This is a genomic window from uncultured Pseudokineococcus sp., from assembly GCF_947499845.1.
In the GTDB taxonomy this organism is placed as follows: Bacteria; Actinomycetota; Actinomycetes; order Actinomycetales; family Quadrisphaeraceae; genus Pseudokineococcus.
In genome coordinates this window covers 136,530-151,460 of the sequence record NZ_CANMPM010000002.1, presented here as the reverse complement: position 1 = coordinate 151,460, position 14,931 = coordinate 136,530, and the positions used below count along the sequence as shown (strand labels likewise).

Annotated in this window: 12 protein-coding genes and 1 tRNA gene; 6 read left to right on the top strand and 7 right to left on the bottom strand. The window is 79.7% G+C overall.

Features of this window, described 5'->3' with window-relative positions; all coding sequences use genetic code 11:
* The first annotated feature begins 127 nt into the window (after nucleotides 1-127).
* The 3 genes from Q0789_RS02705 to Q0789_RS02695 all read left to right on the top strand — a co-directional run bounded on the left by Q0789_RS02705 (nucleotide 128) and on the right by Q0789_RS02695 (nucleotide 3,483).
* A complete protein-coding gene (locus Q0789_RS02705; protein ID WP_298801867.1) occupies nucleotides 128-1,519 on the top strand; it encodes a deoxyribodipyrimidine photo-lyase in 1,392 nt (463 codons plus the stop codon).
* Nucleotides 1,520-1,601: 82 nt separating this feature from the next.
* Nucleotides 1,602-2,306 carry an SDR family oxidoreductase gene (locus tag Q0789_RS02700; RefSeq protein ID WP_298801864.1) on the top strand — a complete coding sequence of 235 codons (705 nt, stop codon included), beginning with the start codon at nucleotides 1,602-1,604 and terminating at the stop codon, nucleotides 2,304-2,306.
* A gap of 94 nt (nucleotides 2,307-2,400) precedes the next feature.
* Nucleotides 2,401-3,483, top strand: a complete 1,083-nt coding sequence (locus Q0789_RS02695) for a glutathione S-transferase family protein (RefSeq protein ID WP_298801862.1) — start codon at nucleotides 2,401-2,403, stop codon at nucleotides 3,481-3,483.
* Between the two features lie 105 nt (nucleotides 3,484-3,588).
* Here Q0789_RS02695 and Q0789_RS02690 read toward each other — a convergent pair whose 3' ends face one another.
* The 4 genes from Q0789_RS02690 to Q0789_RS02675 all read right to left on the bottom strand — a co-directional run bounded on the left by Q0789_RS02690 (nucleotide 3,589) and on the right by Q0789_RS02675 (nucleotide 6,567).
* On the bottom strand, nucleotides 3,589-4,827 hold the full coding sequence (locus tag Q0789_RS02690; protein WP_298801860.1) for an MFS transporter: 1,239 nt from the start codon (nucleotides 4,825-4,827) through the stop codon (nucleotides 3,589-3,591).
* Between the two features lie 98 nt (nucleotides 4,828-4,925).
* Nucleotides 4,926-5,228 (bottom strand): DUF6343 family protein, encoded by a 303-nt coding sequence (locus Q0789_RS02685; RefSeq protein ID WP_298801858.1) that lies wholly within the window; start codon nucleotides 5,226-5,228, stop codon nucleotides 4,926-4,928.
* A gap of 128 nt (nucleotides 5,229-5,356) precedes the next feature.
* Complete coding sequence (locus Q0789_RS02680; RefSeq protein ID WP_298801856.1) at nucleotides 5,357-6,349, bottom strand: aldo/keto reductase; 993 nt, start codon at nucleotides 6,347-6,349, stop codon at nucleotides 5,357-5,359.
* Between the two features lie 145 nt (nucleotides 6,350-6,494).
* Nucleotides 6,495-6,567: transfer RNA gene (locus Q0789_RS02675), tRNA-Arg, on the bottom strand.
* A 207-nt stretch (nucleotides 6,568-6,774) separates the two neighbouring features.
* Between Q0789_RS02675 and Q0789_RS02670 the strand changes: the two genes are divergently transcribed.
* The 3 genes from Q0789_RS02670 (at nucleotide 6,775) to Q0789_RS02660 (ending at nucleotide 12,758) form a co-directional block, all read left to right on the top strand.
* Nucleotides 6,775-8,031, top strand: coding sequence for a Vms1/Ankzf1 family peptidyl-tRNA hydrolase (locus Q0789_RS02670; protein ID WP_298801854.1), 1,257 nt, complete (start codon nucleotides 6,775-6,777; stop codon nucleotides 8,029-8,031).
* Between the two features lie 321 nt (nucleotides 8,032-8,352).
* The gene (locus Q0789_RS02665) at nucleotides 8,353-12,441 is read left to right on the top strand and encodes a hypothetical protein (RefSeq protein WP_298801852.1); all 4,089 of its coding nucleotides are present in this window, start codon (nucleotides 8,353-8,355) and stop codon (nucleotides 12,439-12,441) included.
* The gene (locus Q0789_RS02660; protein ID WP_298801850.1) at nucleotides 12,438-12,758 is read left to right on the top strand and encodes a hypothetical protein; all 321 of its coding nucleotides are present in this window, start codon (nucleotides 12,438-12,440) and stop codon (nucleotides 12,756-12,758) included. Before Q0789_RS02665 ends, Q0789_RS02660 begins: the two co-directional genes overlap by 4 nt.
* A 110-nt stretch (nucleotides 12,759-12,868) precedes the next feature.
* Here Q0789_RS02660 and mscL read toward each other — a convergent pair whose 3' ends face one another.
* From mscL to Q0789_RS02645, 3 genes are all read right to left on the bottom strand, one after another.
* Nucleotides 12,869-13,348, bottom strand: a complete 480-nt coding sequence (gene mscL, locus Q0789_RS02655; RefSeq protein WP_298801848.1) for a large conductance mechanosensitive channel protein MscL — start codon at nucleotides 13,346-13,348, stop codon at nucleotides 12,869-12,871.
* 223 nt (nucleotides 13,349-13,571) lie between these two features.
* Complete coding sequence (locus Q0789_RS02650) at nucleotides 13,572-14,357, bottom strand: SAF domain-containing protein (RefSeq protein WP_298801846.1); 786 nt, start codon at nucleotides 14,355-14,357, stop codon at nucleotides 13,572-13,574.
* Nucleotides 14,358-14,470: 113 nt separating this feature from the next.
* The gene (locus tag Q0789_RS02645) at nucleotides 14,471-14,857 is read right to left on the bottom strand and encodes an FmdB family zinc ribbon protein (protein WP_298801844.1); all 387 of its coding nucleotides are present in this window, start codon (nucleotides 14,855-14,857) and stop codon (nucleotides 14,471-14,473) included.
* Between the last annotated feature and the right edge of the window lie 74 nt (nucleotides 14,858-14,931).

Genomic DNA, 14,931 nt, shown 5'->3' with positions numbered 1-14,931 from the left:
CCGAGCACCACCGGGCACCGAGCACCACCGGGCACCGAGCACCGAGCACCACCGGGCACCGAGCCCGGACGAGGGCCCCCGAGGCCGCCGACTGGCAGCCCCGGGGGCCCTCGCGCACCCTCGGGGCGTGAGCCCCCCCGCCGTCCTGTGGTTCCGGCGCGACCTGCGCCTCGGCGACAACCCCGCGCTGCTCGCGGCCCGCGAGCGCGGGGGCGCGGGCGGCGTCCTCCCGCTCTTCGTGCTGGACCCGGCCGTCTGGGAGCCCGCGGGGGACGCGCGCCGCCGCTTCCTCGTCGGCTGCCTCGAGGCGCTGCGGGAGGCGACGGACGGCGCGCTCGTCGTCCGCCGGGGCGACCCGCGCGAGGTCGTGCCCGCCGTCGTGCGCGAGGCCGGCGCCGCGTCGGTGCACGTGGCCCGCGACGTCGGCCCCTACGGACGCCGCCGCGACGACGCCGTGCGCGAGGCCCTGTCCCGGCTGCCCACCGGGGAGGGCGGCGACGGCGAGGGGGTGCCGCTCGTCGAGGACGGCACCGCCTACGCCGTCGGCCCGGGGCTCGTGACGAAGGACGACGGCTCGCCCTTCCAGGTCTTCACGCCCTTCTCGCGGGCGTGGCGCGCCCACGGCGTGCCCGACCCGGCCCCGACGCCCCGCGCGCTCACGTGGGCCCGGCTCGACGGGCCCGACGAGCTGCCGGAGGCGCCCGCCGTCGACGCCGACCTGCCGTCGCCCGGCGAGGAGGCCGCGACCGCCGCCTGGAAGGCCTTCCGCGACGAGCGGCTCGACCGCTACGCCGACGAGCGCGACCGCCCCGACCTCGACTCGACGAGCCGCATGTCCGCCTACCTGCACCTGGGGTGCGTGCACCCCCGGACGCTCGTGCAGGAGGCGACGGCCCGCGGCGGGCCGGGCGCCGAGGCCTACGTCCGCGAGCTGTGCTTCCGCGACTTCTACGCCGACGTCCTGTGGCACCGGCCCGACTCGGCGCGCGAGGCCTACAAGCCCGAGCTCGCGGGCATGGAGCACGACGACGGCGAGGAGGCCCGGCGCCGCGTCCGCGCGTGGGAGGAGGGCCGCACCGGCTACCCGGTCGTCGACGCCGCGATGCGCCAGCTGCTGGGGCAGGGGTGGATGCACAACCGGATGCGGATGCTCGTCGCGTCCTTCTACGTCAAGGACCTCCACCAGCGCTGGCAGGGCGGCGCGCGCTTCTTCCTGCGCCACCTCGTGGACGGCGACCTCGCGTCCAACAACCACGGGTGGCAGTGGGTGGCGGGCACGGGCACCGACGCCTCGCCGTACTTCCGCGTCTTCAACCCGGTCACGCAGGGCAAGCGCTTCGACCCCCGCGGGGACTACGTGCGGCGCTGGGTGCCCGAGCTGCGCGACGTCGAGGGCGCCGCCGTCCACGAGCCGTGGACCCTCCCGGGAGGGACGCCCGAGGGCTACCCCGAGCGCGTCGTCGACCACGCCGAGGAGCGGAAGGTCGCCCTCTCCCGCTACGAGTCCGTCCGGGGCTGAGCCGCCGGACCTCGACGGGCCCCTCTCGACGAGCCGCCTCTCTCGACGAGCCCGGCACGGCGCCCGCGCCTACCGTGCGCGCATGACGGACCTGGACGGCGCGCGCGTGCTGGTGACGGGCGCGAGCGGGGGCCTCGGCTCCCTCCTCGCGGCGGGGATGGCGGAGCGGGGGGCCGCCGTGGCCCTCTCGGCGCGGGACGAGGAGCGACTGCGGGCGCTGGACGTGGACGCCGCGGCCCGCCTGCCCGCCGACCTGCGGCAGCCGGGGGCGCCCGAGGCGCTCGTCGGGGCGGCCGTCGACGCGCTCGGCGGCCTCGACGTCCTCGTGCACGCGGCCGGCGTCGTGGCCTTCGGCCCGGCGGCGGAGGTCGACGACGACCTCGTCGACGAGCTCCTGCTGCTGCACTACCTCGCCCCCGTGCGGCTGCTGCGCGCCGCCCTGCCGCACCTGCGCGCCTCGGCCTCCGAGCGCGGCGGCTCCGTCGCCGTGATGCTCAGCGCCGTCGTCGCCGAGCAGCCGGTGGCGGGGATGGCGGCCTACTCGGCGGCCAAGGCGGCGCTCACGGCCTTCGACGCCGCCGTGGCCAAGGAGCTGCGGCGCGACCGGGTGCGCGTGCTCGACGTCCGGCCGCCCCACACGGAGACGGGCCTCGCGACCCGGCCCGTGGCGGGGGAGGCGCCGAAGCTGCCCACGGGGCTGGAGCCGCAGGCCGTCGCCGACCGCGTGCTGCGCGCCGTCGTCGAGGACGAGAAGGACCTGCCCTCCTCGGCGTTCGGGTCACGCTGAGCGCGGGCGCCCCGCGGACGGGCATACTGGTTGAACGCGTGAACGCCACGGCGGGTCGTCCAGCAGCGGCGACCGCCGGAGCGGAGGGCGAGCCATGACGACGACCAGCGACACCACGACGAGCGACCGCGGCACCGACGGGACGGGCGCCGACGAGCAGAGCACGAAGGGCGCCTACGTCACGGCGGGCCAGGAGTTCGAGCGCGACACCGCCTACATCGAGACGCGCATCACCCGCGACGGGCGCGACGGCTACCCCGTCGAGCCGGGCCGCTACCGGCTGGTCGCCGCGCGCGCGTGCCCCTGGGCGCACCGCTCGATCATCGTGCGGCGGCTGCTCGGCCTGGAGGGCGTCATCTCCCAGGGCATCGCCGGCCCGACGCACGACAAGCGCAGCTGGACCTTCGACCTCGACCCGGGCGGCGTCGACCCGGTCCTGGGCTACGAGCGCCTCCAGCAGGCCTACTTCGCCCGCTTCCCCGACTACCCCAAGGGCATCACCGTGCCCGCGCTCGTCGAGGAGAGCACCGGGCAGGTCGTCACGAACGACTTCCCGCAGATCACCCTCGACCTGTCCCTCGAGTGGGGGGAGCACCACCGCGACGGCGCGCCCGACCTCTACCCCGAGGCGCTGCGCGCGGAGATGGACGAGGTGATGCAGCGGATCTACACCGAGGTCAACAACGGCGTGTACCGCTGCGGCTTCGCCGGCTCGCAGGAGCCCTACGAGAAGGCCTACGACCGCCTGTTCACGGCGCTCGACTGGCTCGAGGAGCGGCTGGCCGACCGCCGCTACCTCATGGGCGACACGATCACCGAGGCCGACGTGCGGCTGTACACGACCCTGGTGCGGTTCGACGCCGTCTACCACGGCCACTTCAAGTGCAACCGCAGCAAGCTCAGCGAGATGCCGGTGCTGTGGGCCTACGCCCGCGACCTCTTCCAGACGCCGGGCTTCGGCGACACCACCGACTTCGCGCACATCAAGGCGCACTACTACGTCGTCCACGAGGACATCAACCCCACGGGCGTCGTGCCGAAGGGTCCGGACCTGTCCGGCTGGCTCACGCCGCACGGCCGCGAGCAGCTCGGCGGCAGCCCCTTCGGCGACGGGACCCCGCCCGGGCCGGTGCCCGAGGGCGAGCGCGTCGACCCGGCGCACACGCCGCTGGGCTGACACCCGACCGGGAGCGGTCGCAGCGGTGGACCCACGGCGCGCCGGACGGCGTCGTGGGTCCACCGCTGCCGTCTACCGCGTCCCGCCTCGCGCGGGTGGGCGCCGTCAGGCGGGGGCGGTGTAGCGGCGGAACTGCCGGGCGCGCAGCGCGAGCACGCCGGTGGCCACGACCACGAGGAGGCCGCCGAGGCCGATCGCGGCCCGGGCGCCGAGGAGGTCCCCGGCGGCGCCGTGGAGCAGGTCCGCCAGTCGGGGGCCGCCGACGACGACGACGGTGAAGACGCCCTGCAGGCGCCCGCGCATCTCGTCGGTCGCGGCGGTCTGCAGGATGGCGCCGCGGAAGACCATGCTGCCGAGGTCGGCGGCGCCCGCGACGGCGAGGAGGACGGCGGCCACCCACAGCGACGTCGTCAGGCCGACGGCGGCGACGGCCGCGCCCCACAGCGCCACGCTGGCCAGCACGAGGGCGCCGTGGCGGCGCATCCGCACGACCCGGCCCGAGAAGAGGCCGCCGAGCAGCGAGCCGACGGGGATGGCGGCGTAGAGGACGCCGAGCGCGAGGCCGCCGTCGGCGGGACCGCCGTAGACCTCGTGGGCCATCACGGGGAACAGCGCCCGCGGCATGCCCAGCACCATCGCGAGCACGTCCGCCAGGAAGGACACGAGGAGCACCTGCCGGGTGCCGATGTAGCGCAGCCCGGCCAGGACGCTGCCGGCGCCGGCGCGACGGCCCGGCTCTCCCGTCACGGGCATCGCCGGCAGGCGCAGGACGAGGGCGAGGGCGGCGAGCAGGCCGAGCGCGTCGACGAGGTACAGCAGCGGGAGCCCGACGAGGGGGATGAGGGCGCCCGCGAGCAGCGGCCCGGCGACGGCGCCGACCCCGAAGACGGTGGTCGAGAGCGCCATCGCCGCGGGCAGCTGCCGCGCCGGGACGAGGCGCGGCACGGCGGCGCCGCGGGCGGGCGCGTACAGGCCGAAGAAGGCCTGCTGGACGACGACCAGCCCGAGGAGCACGGCCAGCGACTCGACCCCCAGCACGGCGTGCAGCGCCAGCAGGGCCGAGGACGCCGCGATGCCGGCGACGCTGACGGCCATGAGGCTCCGCCGGTCGACGACGTCGGCGACGCTGCCGCCCCACAGGGAGAACACGACGAGCGGCACGAGCCCGGCGGCCGAGGCGACCCCCACCCATGTGGAGGAGCCGGTGATGCGGAAGACCTCGACGGGGACGGCCACCGCCGTCAGCTGGCTGCCGACCGCCGAGACGGCGCTGGAGGTGAGCAGACGCCGGTAGGCGGGGACGCGCAGGGGGGTCGTGTCGAGGAGCACGCCGCGGAGGGCCACGCGCCGACCCTAGGTCGTGGCCCCGGGCACCCGAGGAGGCGCCCGGGCGTCAGCGCTCGGTCGGGGCGGTCGGTCGGGGCAGCCGGGTGGGGGGCGGCCTACCCCGGCTCGCCGCGCGCCTTGCGACGCCCGATGACGACGAGGTCCACCACCGCGACGACGGCGAGGAGCACGAGGACGACGACGAGCCACGCCGGCGCGCCGACCACGCCCGCCCATGCGGCGCCGCCGGCGCAGACGACGAGGCCGAGCGCGGCCAGCACCGCCCGGAGCGTGAGCGCGCTGCGCGCGGGGGCCGACCCGCCGATGCCGTAGCGCGGCTCGAGGGGCTCGCCGTCCCCGCGCGCGGGCGGGGCGGACGGTCGCCGTCCGCCGGGCCGGTCGGGCTGGGTGTTCGCCATGCGTCCACCGTGCGCGCCGAGCGGCGGCCTGTCCTGTCGGGTCGTCCTGCCGGGTCCGTCCTGCGCGTCCTGCCGGGGCCGCCCGGCAGGGCGAGCGGCAGGGCGAGCGGCGGGGCGGCCCCGGCCGCTCACCAGCGGTGGTGGACGACCTCGCGCAGGTGGGTGTCGTAGACCCGCTCGAGGGCGGCGAGCTCGTCGTCGGTCAGCGGGTCGAGCTCCGCCGCCGCGGCGTTGGACCGTGCCTGCTCGGGGGTGCGGGCGCCCGGGATGGCGCACGTGACGCCGGGCTGGTCGAGCACCCAGCGCAGGGCGAGGGCCGCCGTCGGGACGCCGCGCGTCGCGGCCACCTCGCCGACCTCCGCCGCGGCCCGCAGGCCGAGCTCGTACGGCACGCCGGAGAACGTCTCGCCGATGTCGAAGGCCGCTCCGTCGCGGTTGTAGGACCGGTGGTCGGTCTCGGCGAAGGTGGTGGTCTCGTCGTACTTCCCGGTGAGCAGTCCGCTGGCGAGCGGGACGCGGGCCAGGACCCCGACGCCGGCCTCCGCCGCCGCGGGCAGCACCCGCTCGAGCGGCTTGCGGCGGAAGGCGTTGAGGATGATCTGCAGGCTCGCGAGGTGCGGTCGGGCGAGCGCCGTCATCGCCTCGTCCACGGTCTCGACGGAGACGCCGTAGGCCGCCACGAGGCCCTCGTCGACGAGCGCGTCGAGGGCCTCGAACACGGCGTCGTCGGAGAAGACGGCCGTGGGCGGGCAGTGCAGCTGGACGAGGTCGAGGCGCTCGACGCCGAGGTTCGCGCGGCTCCGGTCGGTCCACGCCCGGAGGTTGTCGGCGGTGTACTGGCCCGGCTCGTGGGGGTCGGCGCGGCGTCCCGCCTTCGTGGCGACGAGCGGGCGGTCGCCCTCGGGCAGGTCGGCGAGGAAGCGCCCGATGAGCTGCTCGCTGCGGCCGTCGCCGTAGACGTCGGCGGTGTCGAGGAGCGTGACGCCCTCGTCCACGGCGGTGCGCAGGAGGGCGAGCGCCTCGTCGTCGCGCACCTCGCCCCAGTCCCCGCCCAGCTGCCACGTCCCGAGCCCGACGACGCCGACGTCCCTGCCCGTGCGCCCGAGGCGCCTGCTCTCCATGGCGGGGACGGTAGCCCCCCGGGGTGGCTGGGGCGGGCGGTGCCGACGGGTGGCTGGGGCGGGCGGTGCCGACGGGTGGTGGGAGCGGGCGGTGCCGACGGGCGGCGGGCGGGCGCCGAGGCGGTCGCCCGGCGCCGGAGGAGGGTGCCCCCGAGAGGATTCGAACCTCCGACACACGGTTTAGGAAACCGTTGCTCTATCCCCTGAGCTACGGGGGCCCGGGGCGCCGACGAGCGTAGCGGGAGCCGAGGGGAGGGCGCCGGGGCGCGGGAGGGGACCGGCGCCGGGTCGCACGCCCGCGGCGGAGCGGCCAGGGTGGAGACGAGCGCGGGCGGCGCCGCGGCCAGGGGCCGCGGGCGCGCCGCGGCGGAGGGCCGACCTCCGGCCGCGGAGGCCCGCGACGCGGACGAGACCGAGGAGGACCGATGGACCTGCAGTGGCTGGCACCGGCGTTCGAGGCCGAGGGGCCCCTCGCCAGCGTGACGCTCGACGTCTCGCGCACCGACGCCTCGGGCGAGCACGAGGTGGACCTGCGGTGGCGCGAGCTGCGCCGCCGCCTGGAGGAGCAGGGCGCGCCCGAGGACGTCCTCGACCTGCTCGCCGAGCGCGCCACGGCGCCCAGCGGGCGCCACGACGCGGGCGACGGCTCGGGCCGCACGGTCGTGGCGGGCGCCGGCGGCGTCGTGCTCGACCTCGTGCTGCCGGCCGCGCCGGCGCAGGACGAGGCGTCGTGGGGGCCCGTCGCGCACGTGCTGCCCGCGGTGCGCGCGGCGGCCGGCTCGACGCGCTACCTGCTCGTCGCCGCCGACCACGACGGGGCCGACCTCACCGTGGCCGTGGGCTCCGGCGTCACGGCGGCCCGTCCCGAGGGCGGCGACGCCGTCGTCGGCTCGACGGTCGACGACGTCCGGGCCCGCGAGACCTCCGGCTCCGACGACGACGTGCTCCACAAGGTGCCGGTCGGCGGCACGGGCGAGTACACGCACGAGCGGCGCGTCGAGGACTCCTGGCAGCGCGACGCCGCGGCGGTCGCCTCGGACGTCGACGACCTCGTGAGCCGGTACAAGCCCGAGGTCGTCGTGCTCACCGGCGACGACAACGCCGTCTCGCTCGTCCGCGAGCGCCTCGGCGGCGCGGCCGCGGGCATCGCCGAGGTCGTCCAGGGCGGCGGTCGCGCCGACGGCATCCGCTCGGAGGACTTCGCCCGCACGCTCGGCGAGGTGCTGGCGCGGGTCCAGGAGCGGCGCCTGCAGGAGGTCGTCGACAGCTACTCCCAGGCCCGCGGCAAGGACGCGGACGGCGCCGACGGGATCGACGCCGTCGTGCAGATGCTGCAGCGCGGCCAGGTGCAGGACGTCCTCCTGCGCGACGACCCGAGCTCGACGTGGACCCTCTGGGTGGGCCCGGAGGCGCTGCAGCTGGCGCAGAGCCGCGAGGACCTGCTCGAGATGGGCGTGGCCGAGCCGGTCGAGGTCCGGGCCGACGCCGCGCTCGTGCGCGCGGCGGTCGGCGGGGCGGCCGGCCTGGTGCTCGTGCCCGGCACCCGCCAGGACGAGAGCGACCCGCTCGAGCTCGGCGACGGCGTCGGCGCCCTCCTGCGCTGGTCGGACCAGGGCACGCCGGGCGGCGGCGCCCCGACGATGACGGGCGACGGCGAGCGCCTGCGCGACGTCGGGGTCTGAGCGCCCCGCCCGGGGGACCGGCGGCCTCCTCGGGAGGGCGTCGGTCCTCGGACGGCGGGCGGCAACCCGGACACCTCGGGACGACACGCCGGTCCGCGGCCGAGGAAGTTGACGGTTGAACGGCGCCTGTCCATCCTTGCGCCTGCAGTGCCCACCGCTGGCCCCCCCTGCGCGGTGGGCACTGCCTCCAACCACCTGCTCCTCCCGCCCGGGGGGAGCCCACGAGCGCCCCGCGTCCGACCGACGCGGGGCGCTCGTGCGTCCGCCCCCGCCCCGGCCCGGGGCGACGGGAGGGCGCCCCTGCTCGGCTAGCGTGCGCGCGTGCCCGACCCGACCCGCGCCTCCCGGTCCCCGCGGCACGGCTCTCGCCTGCGCGCGCTGCTGCGCCGCGGGCCGGCCCCCCGGCCCGAGGAGCCCGCCGACGAGCGCCCCGGCGCCGCGCCCGCGCCGCCGGCACCGCCCGCCGCGGCCCGGCCCGTGGCGCCGCCCGAGCCGGAGACGCCGCGGGCGCCCGTCGCGGACGTCGTCGCCACGTGGTCGCGCGCGCTGGCGCGCACGGGCGGCCGAGGGGTCCTCGTGGACGACCGCACCGCCGCGGACGTCCTCGTGCCCCCGCTCGACCTCGGCGGCGCGCACCCCTCCGGCCTCGCCGCCTTCTGGGCCGGCCGCCCGACCCGGCTGTCCAGCCTCTTCCGCGAGCGGGGCTCCCACGAGGGTGCCCGCGAGCGGGTGCGCGCCCTGCGCGCGTCGGCGCAGGAGGTCGCCGACCAGCACGGCGTCCCCGCCTGCGCGCTCGCCGTCGGGCTGGTGCGCTGGTCGGCTCCCGCCGCCGGTCGCGCGACGGCGGCGGAGGTCCACGCCCCCGCCCTCCTGCAGCGCCTCGTCCTGCAGCCCCGGGGCACCGGCGTCCTCGACGAGGAGCTCGACCTGCGGCCCGAGGTGCGGGTCAACCCCGAGCTCGTCGACGCGCTCGCCCGCCGCGGGCACGGCCTCGACGCGGGCGCCGTCCTCGCCCCCTTCGAGGACGGCCGCGGGGACCCCCACCGCCGGGCCCTGCGCGCCCTCGGCGAGCAGCTGGCGGACGTCCCCGGCCTGGAGCTCGCGGAGCGGACCCTCGTGGGCGTCTACCCCGAGCTCGCGGGACCGCTCGCCGCCGACGCCGAGCACCTGGCGGCGCGGCCCGACGAGCGCGTCGGCCCTCTCGTCGCCGGGCTCGCCGCGGTGACGGCGGGGGCCGCCGTCGACCGGCCCGCCGGCCCGCCGCCGGCCGCGCCCGGCTGGGGCGACGTCGCGCGCTGGCGCGTCCTCGACCTGGACGAGGGCCAGGCCGCCGCGCACGACGCCCTGGCCGCGGGTCGCTCCCTGCGCGTCCTGGCCGGCCCGGGGTCGGGCGCCACCCAGCTGGCCGCGCAAGCGGTCGCCTCCGCCGTCGGCGCCGGCCGCCGCTGCCTCGTCGTCGCCCCGGGGACGGGCGAGGCGCACGACGTCCTCGCCCGTCTCGCCGCCACGGGCCTCGGCGACCTCGCGGGCGAGCCCGCCGCCCGTCCCGGAGCGCCCCAGCCGGCCGGGGACGCCGGGGACGCCGGGGACGTCGGCGCGCAGGAGGGGGCGGGCCCCGACGCGGCCGCCGCCCGCCTGCGCGCGGGCGCCCGCGCCCTCGACGTCCCGGCCGGCGACGGCCTCGACGCGGGCGTCCTCGCCGGAGCCCACGCCCTCGTGCGGCTCGCGCGGGCCCCCCGGCCGCCGCGCAGCGCGGTGCGCCTCGACGCGGACGGCGTGCGCGCGACGGCGGCCGAGGGCCTCGGGCGCGTCGTCGGGCACGCGCGCGAGGCGGCCCGCCTCGGCGCCTTCCGCCCCGAGCTCGCCTCCAGCCCGTGGGCGGGCGCCGCGCTCGGCTCGGGCGAGGAGGCCCGCGTCGCCCGCCGCCGGGCCGAGGAGCTGGCGGGCACCCGCCTGCCCCGGCTCGCCGAGCACCTCGACGCGCTGGGGGAGCGCACGGGCCTGCGGCGCCCGGCCACCGCCGCGGAGGTGGAGCAGCGGCTGCGGCTCCTCGTCGACGTCCGGGGCACCCTCGAGGACTTCTCGCCGGGCGTCTACGAGCGCCCCCTCGGCGAGCTCGTGCGCGCCCTCGGCCAGGACGCGACCTGGCGCACGCGCCGCACGGCGCAGAAGGTCGTGGCCGAGGTGGTGCGCCCGGGAGCCCGCCCGGCGGACCTGCGCACGTCGCTGCGCCGGGCCGACGCCGAGCGGCGGGCGTGGTCGGCCGCGGCCGAGGACGGCGGCCGCCCCCACGTCCCGCACGGCATCGCCGAGGCGCAGCGGGCGCTCGCCGACGTCGTCGCGGAGCTCGACCGGCTCGAGCCGGTGCTGCGCGGCACGCGCGCGGGGGCCGGCCTGCGCGACGCCGACCTGTCCTCCCTCACCGGGCGCCTGTGGGCCATGGCCGACGACGACGACGCCCGCGGTGACCTGCCGGCGCGCGTCGACGTGCTCGTCCGGCTCGGCGAGCTCGGCCTCGGCGGCCTCGTCGAGGACCTCCGCGACCGCGCCGCCGCCCACCACCACGGGGGGCCGAGGGGCGCCGACGGGCGCAGGGGCGTCGACGAGGACGACGCCGCCGCCGAGGCCGAGCTCGTCGTCCGCGCCTCCGCGCTCGCGGAGGCCGGGCGCCGGGGCGTCCTCGACGACCTGCGGCCCGCGAGCGCCGCCGCCGCCCGCGAGCAGCTCGTCGCCGGGACGGCGGCGCGTCGACGGCGCGAGGCCGCCGACCTCCTGGCGACCGCCGGGGCGGTGGGTGCGGTCGACGCCGCCAGCCTCCTGGCCCTGCCCGCGGTCCTCGGCCCCGCCGCCCAGGGGGCCGTCGACCTCGTCGTCCTGCTCGACGCGCACGCCGCCGGGGTGCCCGAGGGGGCGCTCGCCCTGGCGCGCGGGGCGCAGGTGCTCGTCGTCGGCGACCCGGCCGGCCCGCCCCCGTCGTCGGCCGTCGTCGGCGCGCCGGCTCCCGAGCACCCGGGGGAGGGGGCGCCGACGAGCCTCCTGGCCGCCACCGCCGGCCTGCTGGAGGAGCGCTCCCTCGGGCGCTCGCACCGGCTGCCGCGCCAGCTCGGGCCCGTCGTCGCCGCCGTGCGCGCCGAGGCCCTCGAGCCCGCCACCGGGGAGCCGGGCGCCGCGTCGGGCGGCACCCCGTCGGGCAGCGCCTCCACGGGCGTCGAGTCCACCGGCAGCGCCTCCCCGGACGGGGACCCGGCGACCGGGTGGGACGACGCCGTGCCCGCGCCGCCCGGGGCCTGGCCGGTCGTGCTGCGCCGGGTGGACGGCCGCGGCCGGGCCTCCGCCGAGGGCGTCGTGCACTCGCTCGACGTCGAGGTGGACGCCGTCGTCGAGACGGCCGTCGGCCACCTGCGGGAGGACCCCGAGCGCTCGCTCGCCGTCGTCGCCGTCACCCGCGGGCACGCCCGTCGCGTCGCCGACGCCCTGCGGGCGGCCGTGGCCGCCGACGCCGCGCTCGCCGCCGCGGTCGCGCGCTCGGCGCGGAGCGACGAGCCGCTCGTCGTCACCGACGTGGGGCGCGCGCAGGGCTGCGTCCGCGACGTCGTCGTCCTGTCCGGGGCGTTCGCGCCGACGGAGCGCGGGCGGGTGCCCGGGGCCTTCGGGCCCCTCGACGCCGCAGGGGGCGCCGCCGCGCTGGCCGACGCCGTGGCGGGAGCCCGGCGGCGGCTCGTCGTGGTCACGTGCCTCGCGGCGGAGGACCTCGCCCCCGACCGGCTGCGCACACCGGGCGCTCGGGCGCTGCGCGCCCTCCTCGTCGCGGTCGAGGACGCGGACGAGCGGCACCGCGCCGCTCACCCCTCGGCGGACGGTCCCGGCACGGCCCCGGGCAGCGGCGCCGGAGGCGGCGCCGCGGAGGGGCCGGCAGGGCCCTCGGGGGTCGTGGACGCCGCTCCGCCGGACGTGGCGCCGGAGGACCTCCTGCCGCCGGGCGACGACGCCGCGCGCGCCCTCGGGGCGCACGCGCGCCTGGCCGCCCCGACCGGCGCCGACGCCGACACCGGCGCCGGCACCGGCGCCGACGACGGGGGCGCCGACCCGCTGGTCGCCGCGCTCGTGGAGCGCCTGGGGGAGGCCGGGGCCCACGTGCGCGCCGCGGAGCGGCCGGGGGACCCCGACCTGTCGGTCCGCCTGCGCGACGGGCGCTGCGCGGCCGTCCTGCCGGACGTGCGCCCGCCCGGGCCGGAGACCGGCCCGACGGCCGCGGACCCCGTGCGGCGGGTCGCCGAGGCGGCGGCGCTGCGCCGCCAGGGCTGGGCCGTGGCGCACGTGGCCTCCCTCGGCCTCCTCGTGGACCCCGCGCGCGAGGTGGCGGACGTCCTCGCGGCGGCGCGGCGCCCCGGAGCGGGAGCGCCCCGGTGACGCGGGGCGGCTCGGGCCGGACGGACGGGGGCGACGACGGGCGGCGGCCCCGCGCGACGACGGGCCCGGACGCGACGACGGGCCAGCGCGCGACGACGGGCCAGCGCGCGACGGCGGGCGGGGAGGCCGCGACGGGCGAGGCGGCCTCGCCGCGCGGGCCCCGGGGGGCGCGGGGCCCGGCCGGTGGGGGGCGCGGCGCGGGCGAGCCGCCCGTGCTGCCCGACCGGGCGGCCGAGGACCGTCCCGAGGCCTGGGGCGAGCGCGCCGACGAGGAGGACGACGAGCGCTACCTGCGGGAGCGGCCGCCGCACTGGTGAGCCCGCCGGCGACGGGCACGCGGGCGGCGCTCGTCGTCCTCCTCGGTGCGGGAGCGGCGTCGCCCGGGCGCCCCGCGAGGAGGAGCCGCCGGCCGGGCCGCGCCGGGGCCTCAGGGGAGCTCGGGGCCCCGCTGACCGGCCGGGCCCGCGCCGTCCGCGGCGTCGCCGTCCCCACCGGCAGCGCTCGCGGCCCGCTGGGCGGCGAGGAGGTCGCGGATCTCCTGCAGCAGCAGGATGTCCTCGCTCGGAGCGGCGACGTCGGGCTCCGCGCCCTGCTTGCGCAGGGCGAGCAGGCGGTTCATCGGGACGACGACGAGGAAGTACAGCACCGCCGCGACGATGAGGAAGTTGAGGAGCGCGGCGATCGTCGTCCCGAAGACGATGGTGGTGGCGCCGTCGCCGGTCCGGCTCGGGATGTCCACCCCCAGCGTCCCGATGTCCTCGGCGTCGAAGATCGCGGCGATGAGGTTGCCGAACACGTCCGTGCTGATGGCCGTGACGATGGCCGTGAAGGCGGCGCCGATGACGACCGCGATGGCCAGGTCGATGACGTTGCCGCGCAGGATGAAGTCCTTGAAGCCGCTGAGCACGTGCCCTCCTCGGTGGGGGCGGGCCCGGCCCGCCGTCCTCGCCCGCCCGGCCGGCGCCGTCCGGACCGCCCGCCGGACGGCGGACGCTGCGAACCCTCGCACTCCGGGCACCGCTCCGGGGGGCGTCCGCGCAGGACGCGTCCCGGGACGCGACTCGCGGGCAGGGCTCGGGGCAGGGCTCGGGGGCGCGGGCGGGACCACGGGCAGGGGCACGGGCGCGGCGTCACCGGTCGGGCAGCAGGGCGAGCTGCACGCCGCTCCCGGCGGCGACGGCCGCGGCCACGCCCCGGGCCTCGTCGCGGCCCAGCGCCAGGACGACGACACCGCCCGCCGGGTCCGCGCCGCCGAGCGGACCGAGCGCGCCGTCGCCGCCGCGCTCGGGCACCCGCAGGACGACGGCGCGCTCCGCGACGACGGCGGCGCCGGGGGCGGTGGCTGCCGACGGGTCGCTGAGCAGGGGGTCGGCGGGGGCGGCGAGGACGAGGACGGCGTCGCCGGGCGCGACGAGCTCGCTCGAGGCCGCGGGGAGCGGCAGGCCGACCGCCACGTCCCCGGCGCGGGCCCCGGCGAGCAGCCCGGGGCCGGCGAGGCGGGCGTCGGTGACGACCTCGCCCTCGCGGGCGGGGGAGGCCAGGCGGCGTCCGACGGCCGCGGCGGTCGACGCGGCGGCGCCGCGGGGCACGAGCCCGGGCGGGGCCGGGGCGGCGCGCACGTCGGTCGCCCGCAGGACGTGCCCGGCGGGCGCGTCGGCCGTGAGGACGACGACCGTGCCGTCCTCCACCGCCGGCGCCGGCTGCAGGGCCTGCACCGCGGTGCCCGCCGCGGCGGCGAGCAGGAGGGCCGCGACGAGGCGGCGCCCCGACCACTGCGGCAGCCGGGCCGCCAGCGCCTCCCGCACGGAGCCCCCGACGGGATTCCCGCGCCGGTGCCGCGACCACCTCGACGGCGCCCCGGGCCGACGGCGCTCGGCGCGCAGGGCTCGCGCGCGGTCGGAGCGGGGGGTGGCCACACCGGGACGCTAGGAGCGCGGCGGCACCGGCGGCCCCGTCAGGGGCGGGCTGTGGACGGGCGCCCGGACGACGCCGGCTGTGCGCAGGACCGCGACGCGCCCGGGCCTCCGAGTCAGGCGGCGGAGCCGGCGGAGGAGCTCGAGCCGCCGGACGGGCTCGACGAGCCCGCGCCGCCGGAGGAGCCGGAGCCCGCCGTCGTGGTCGACGCGCTGCTGCCGGAGCCGCCCTCGGACGTGCCGCTGCTCCCGGACCCGCTGCCCGAGGCGCTCCCGGACCCGCTGCCACCGCTCGCCGCGCCGCCGGACCCGCCGCTGCCCGTGCCGGTGCGGGAGTCGTTGCGGTAGAAGCCGGACCCCTTGAAGACGATGCCCACCGTGCTGAAGACCTTGCGCAGGCGCCCCGAGCAGGTGGGGCACTCGGTGAGGCTGGGGTCGCTGAAGGACTGCTGCACCTCGAGCGGGGTGCCGCACTCGGTGCAGCGGTAGGCGTAGACGGGCACGGGGCCTCCACGGGGTCGCGCCGACGGGCGGCGGTGGGCGGAGCTCGGAGCGGGCGGGCCCGGGGGACCGCCGG

Coding starts and splice junctions, on each gene's coding strand:
- Q0789_RS02700 (WP_298801864.1), top strand. CDS start 1,602: ATGACGGACCTGGACGGCGCGCGCGTGCTGGTGACGGGCGCGAGCGGG.
- Q0789_RS02695 (WP_298801862.1), top strand. CDS start 2,401: ATGACGACGACCAGCGACACCACGACGAGCGACCGCGGCACCGACGGG.
- Q0789_RS02685 (WP_298801858.1), bottom strand. CDS start 5,228: ATGGCGAACACCCAGCCCGACCGGCCCGGCGGACGGCGACCGTCCGCC.
- Q0789_RS02680 (WP_298801856.1), bottom strand. CDS start 6,349: ATGGAGAGCAGGCGCCTCGGGCGCACGGGCAGGGACGTCGGCGTCGTC.
- Q0789_RS02670 (WP_298801854.1), top strand. CDS start 6,775: ATGGACCTGCAGTGGCTGGCACCGGCGTTCGAGGCCGAGGGGCCCCTC.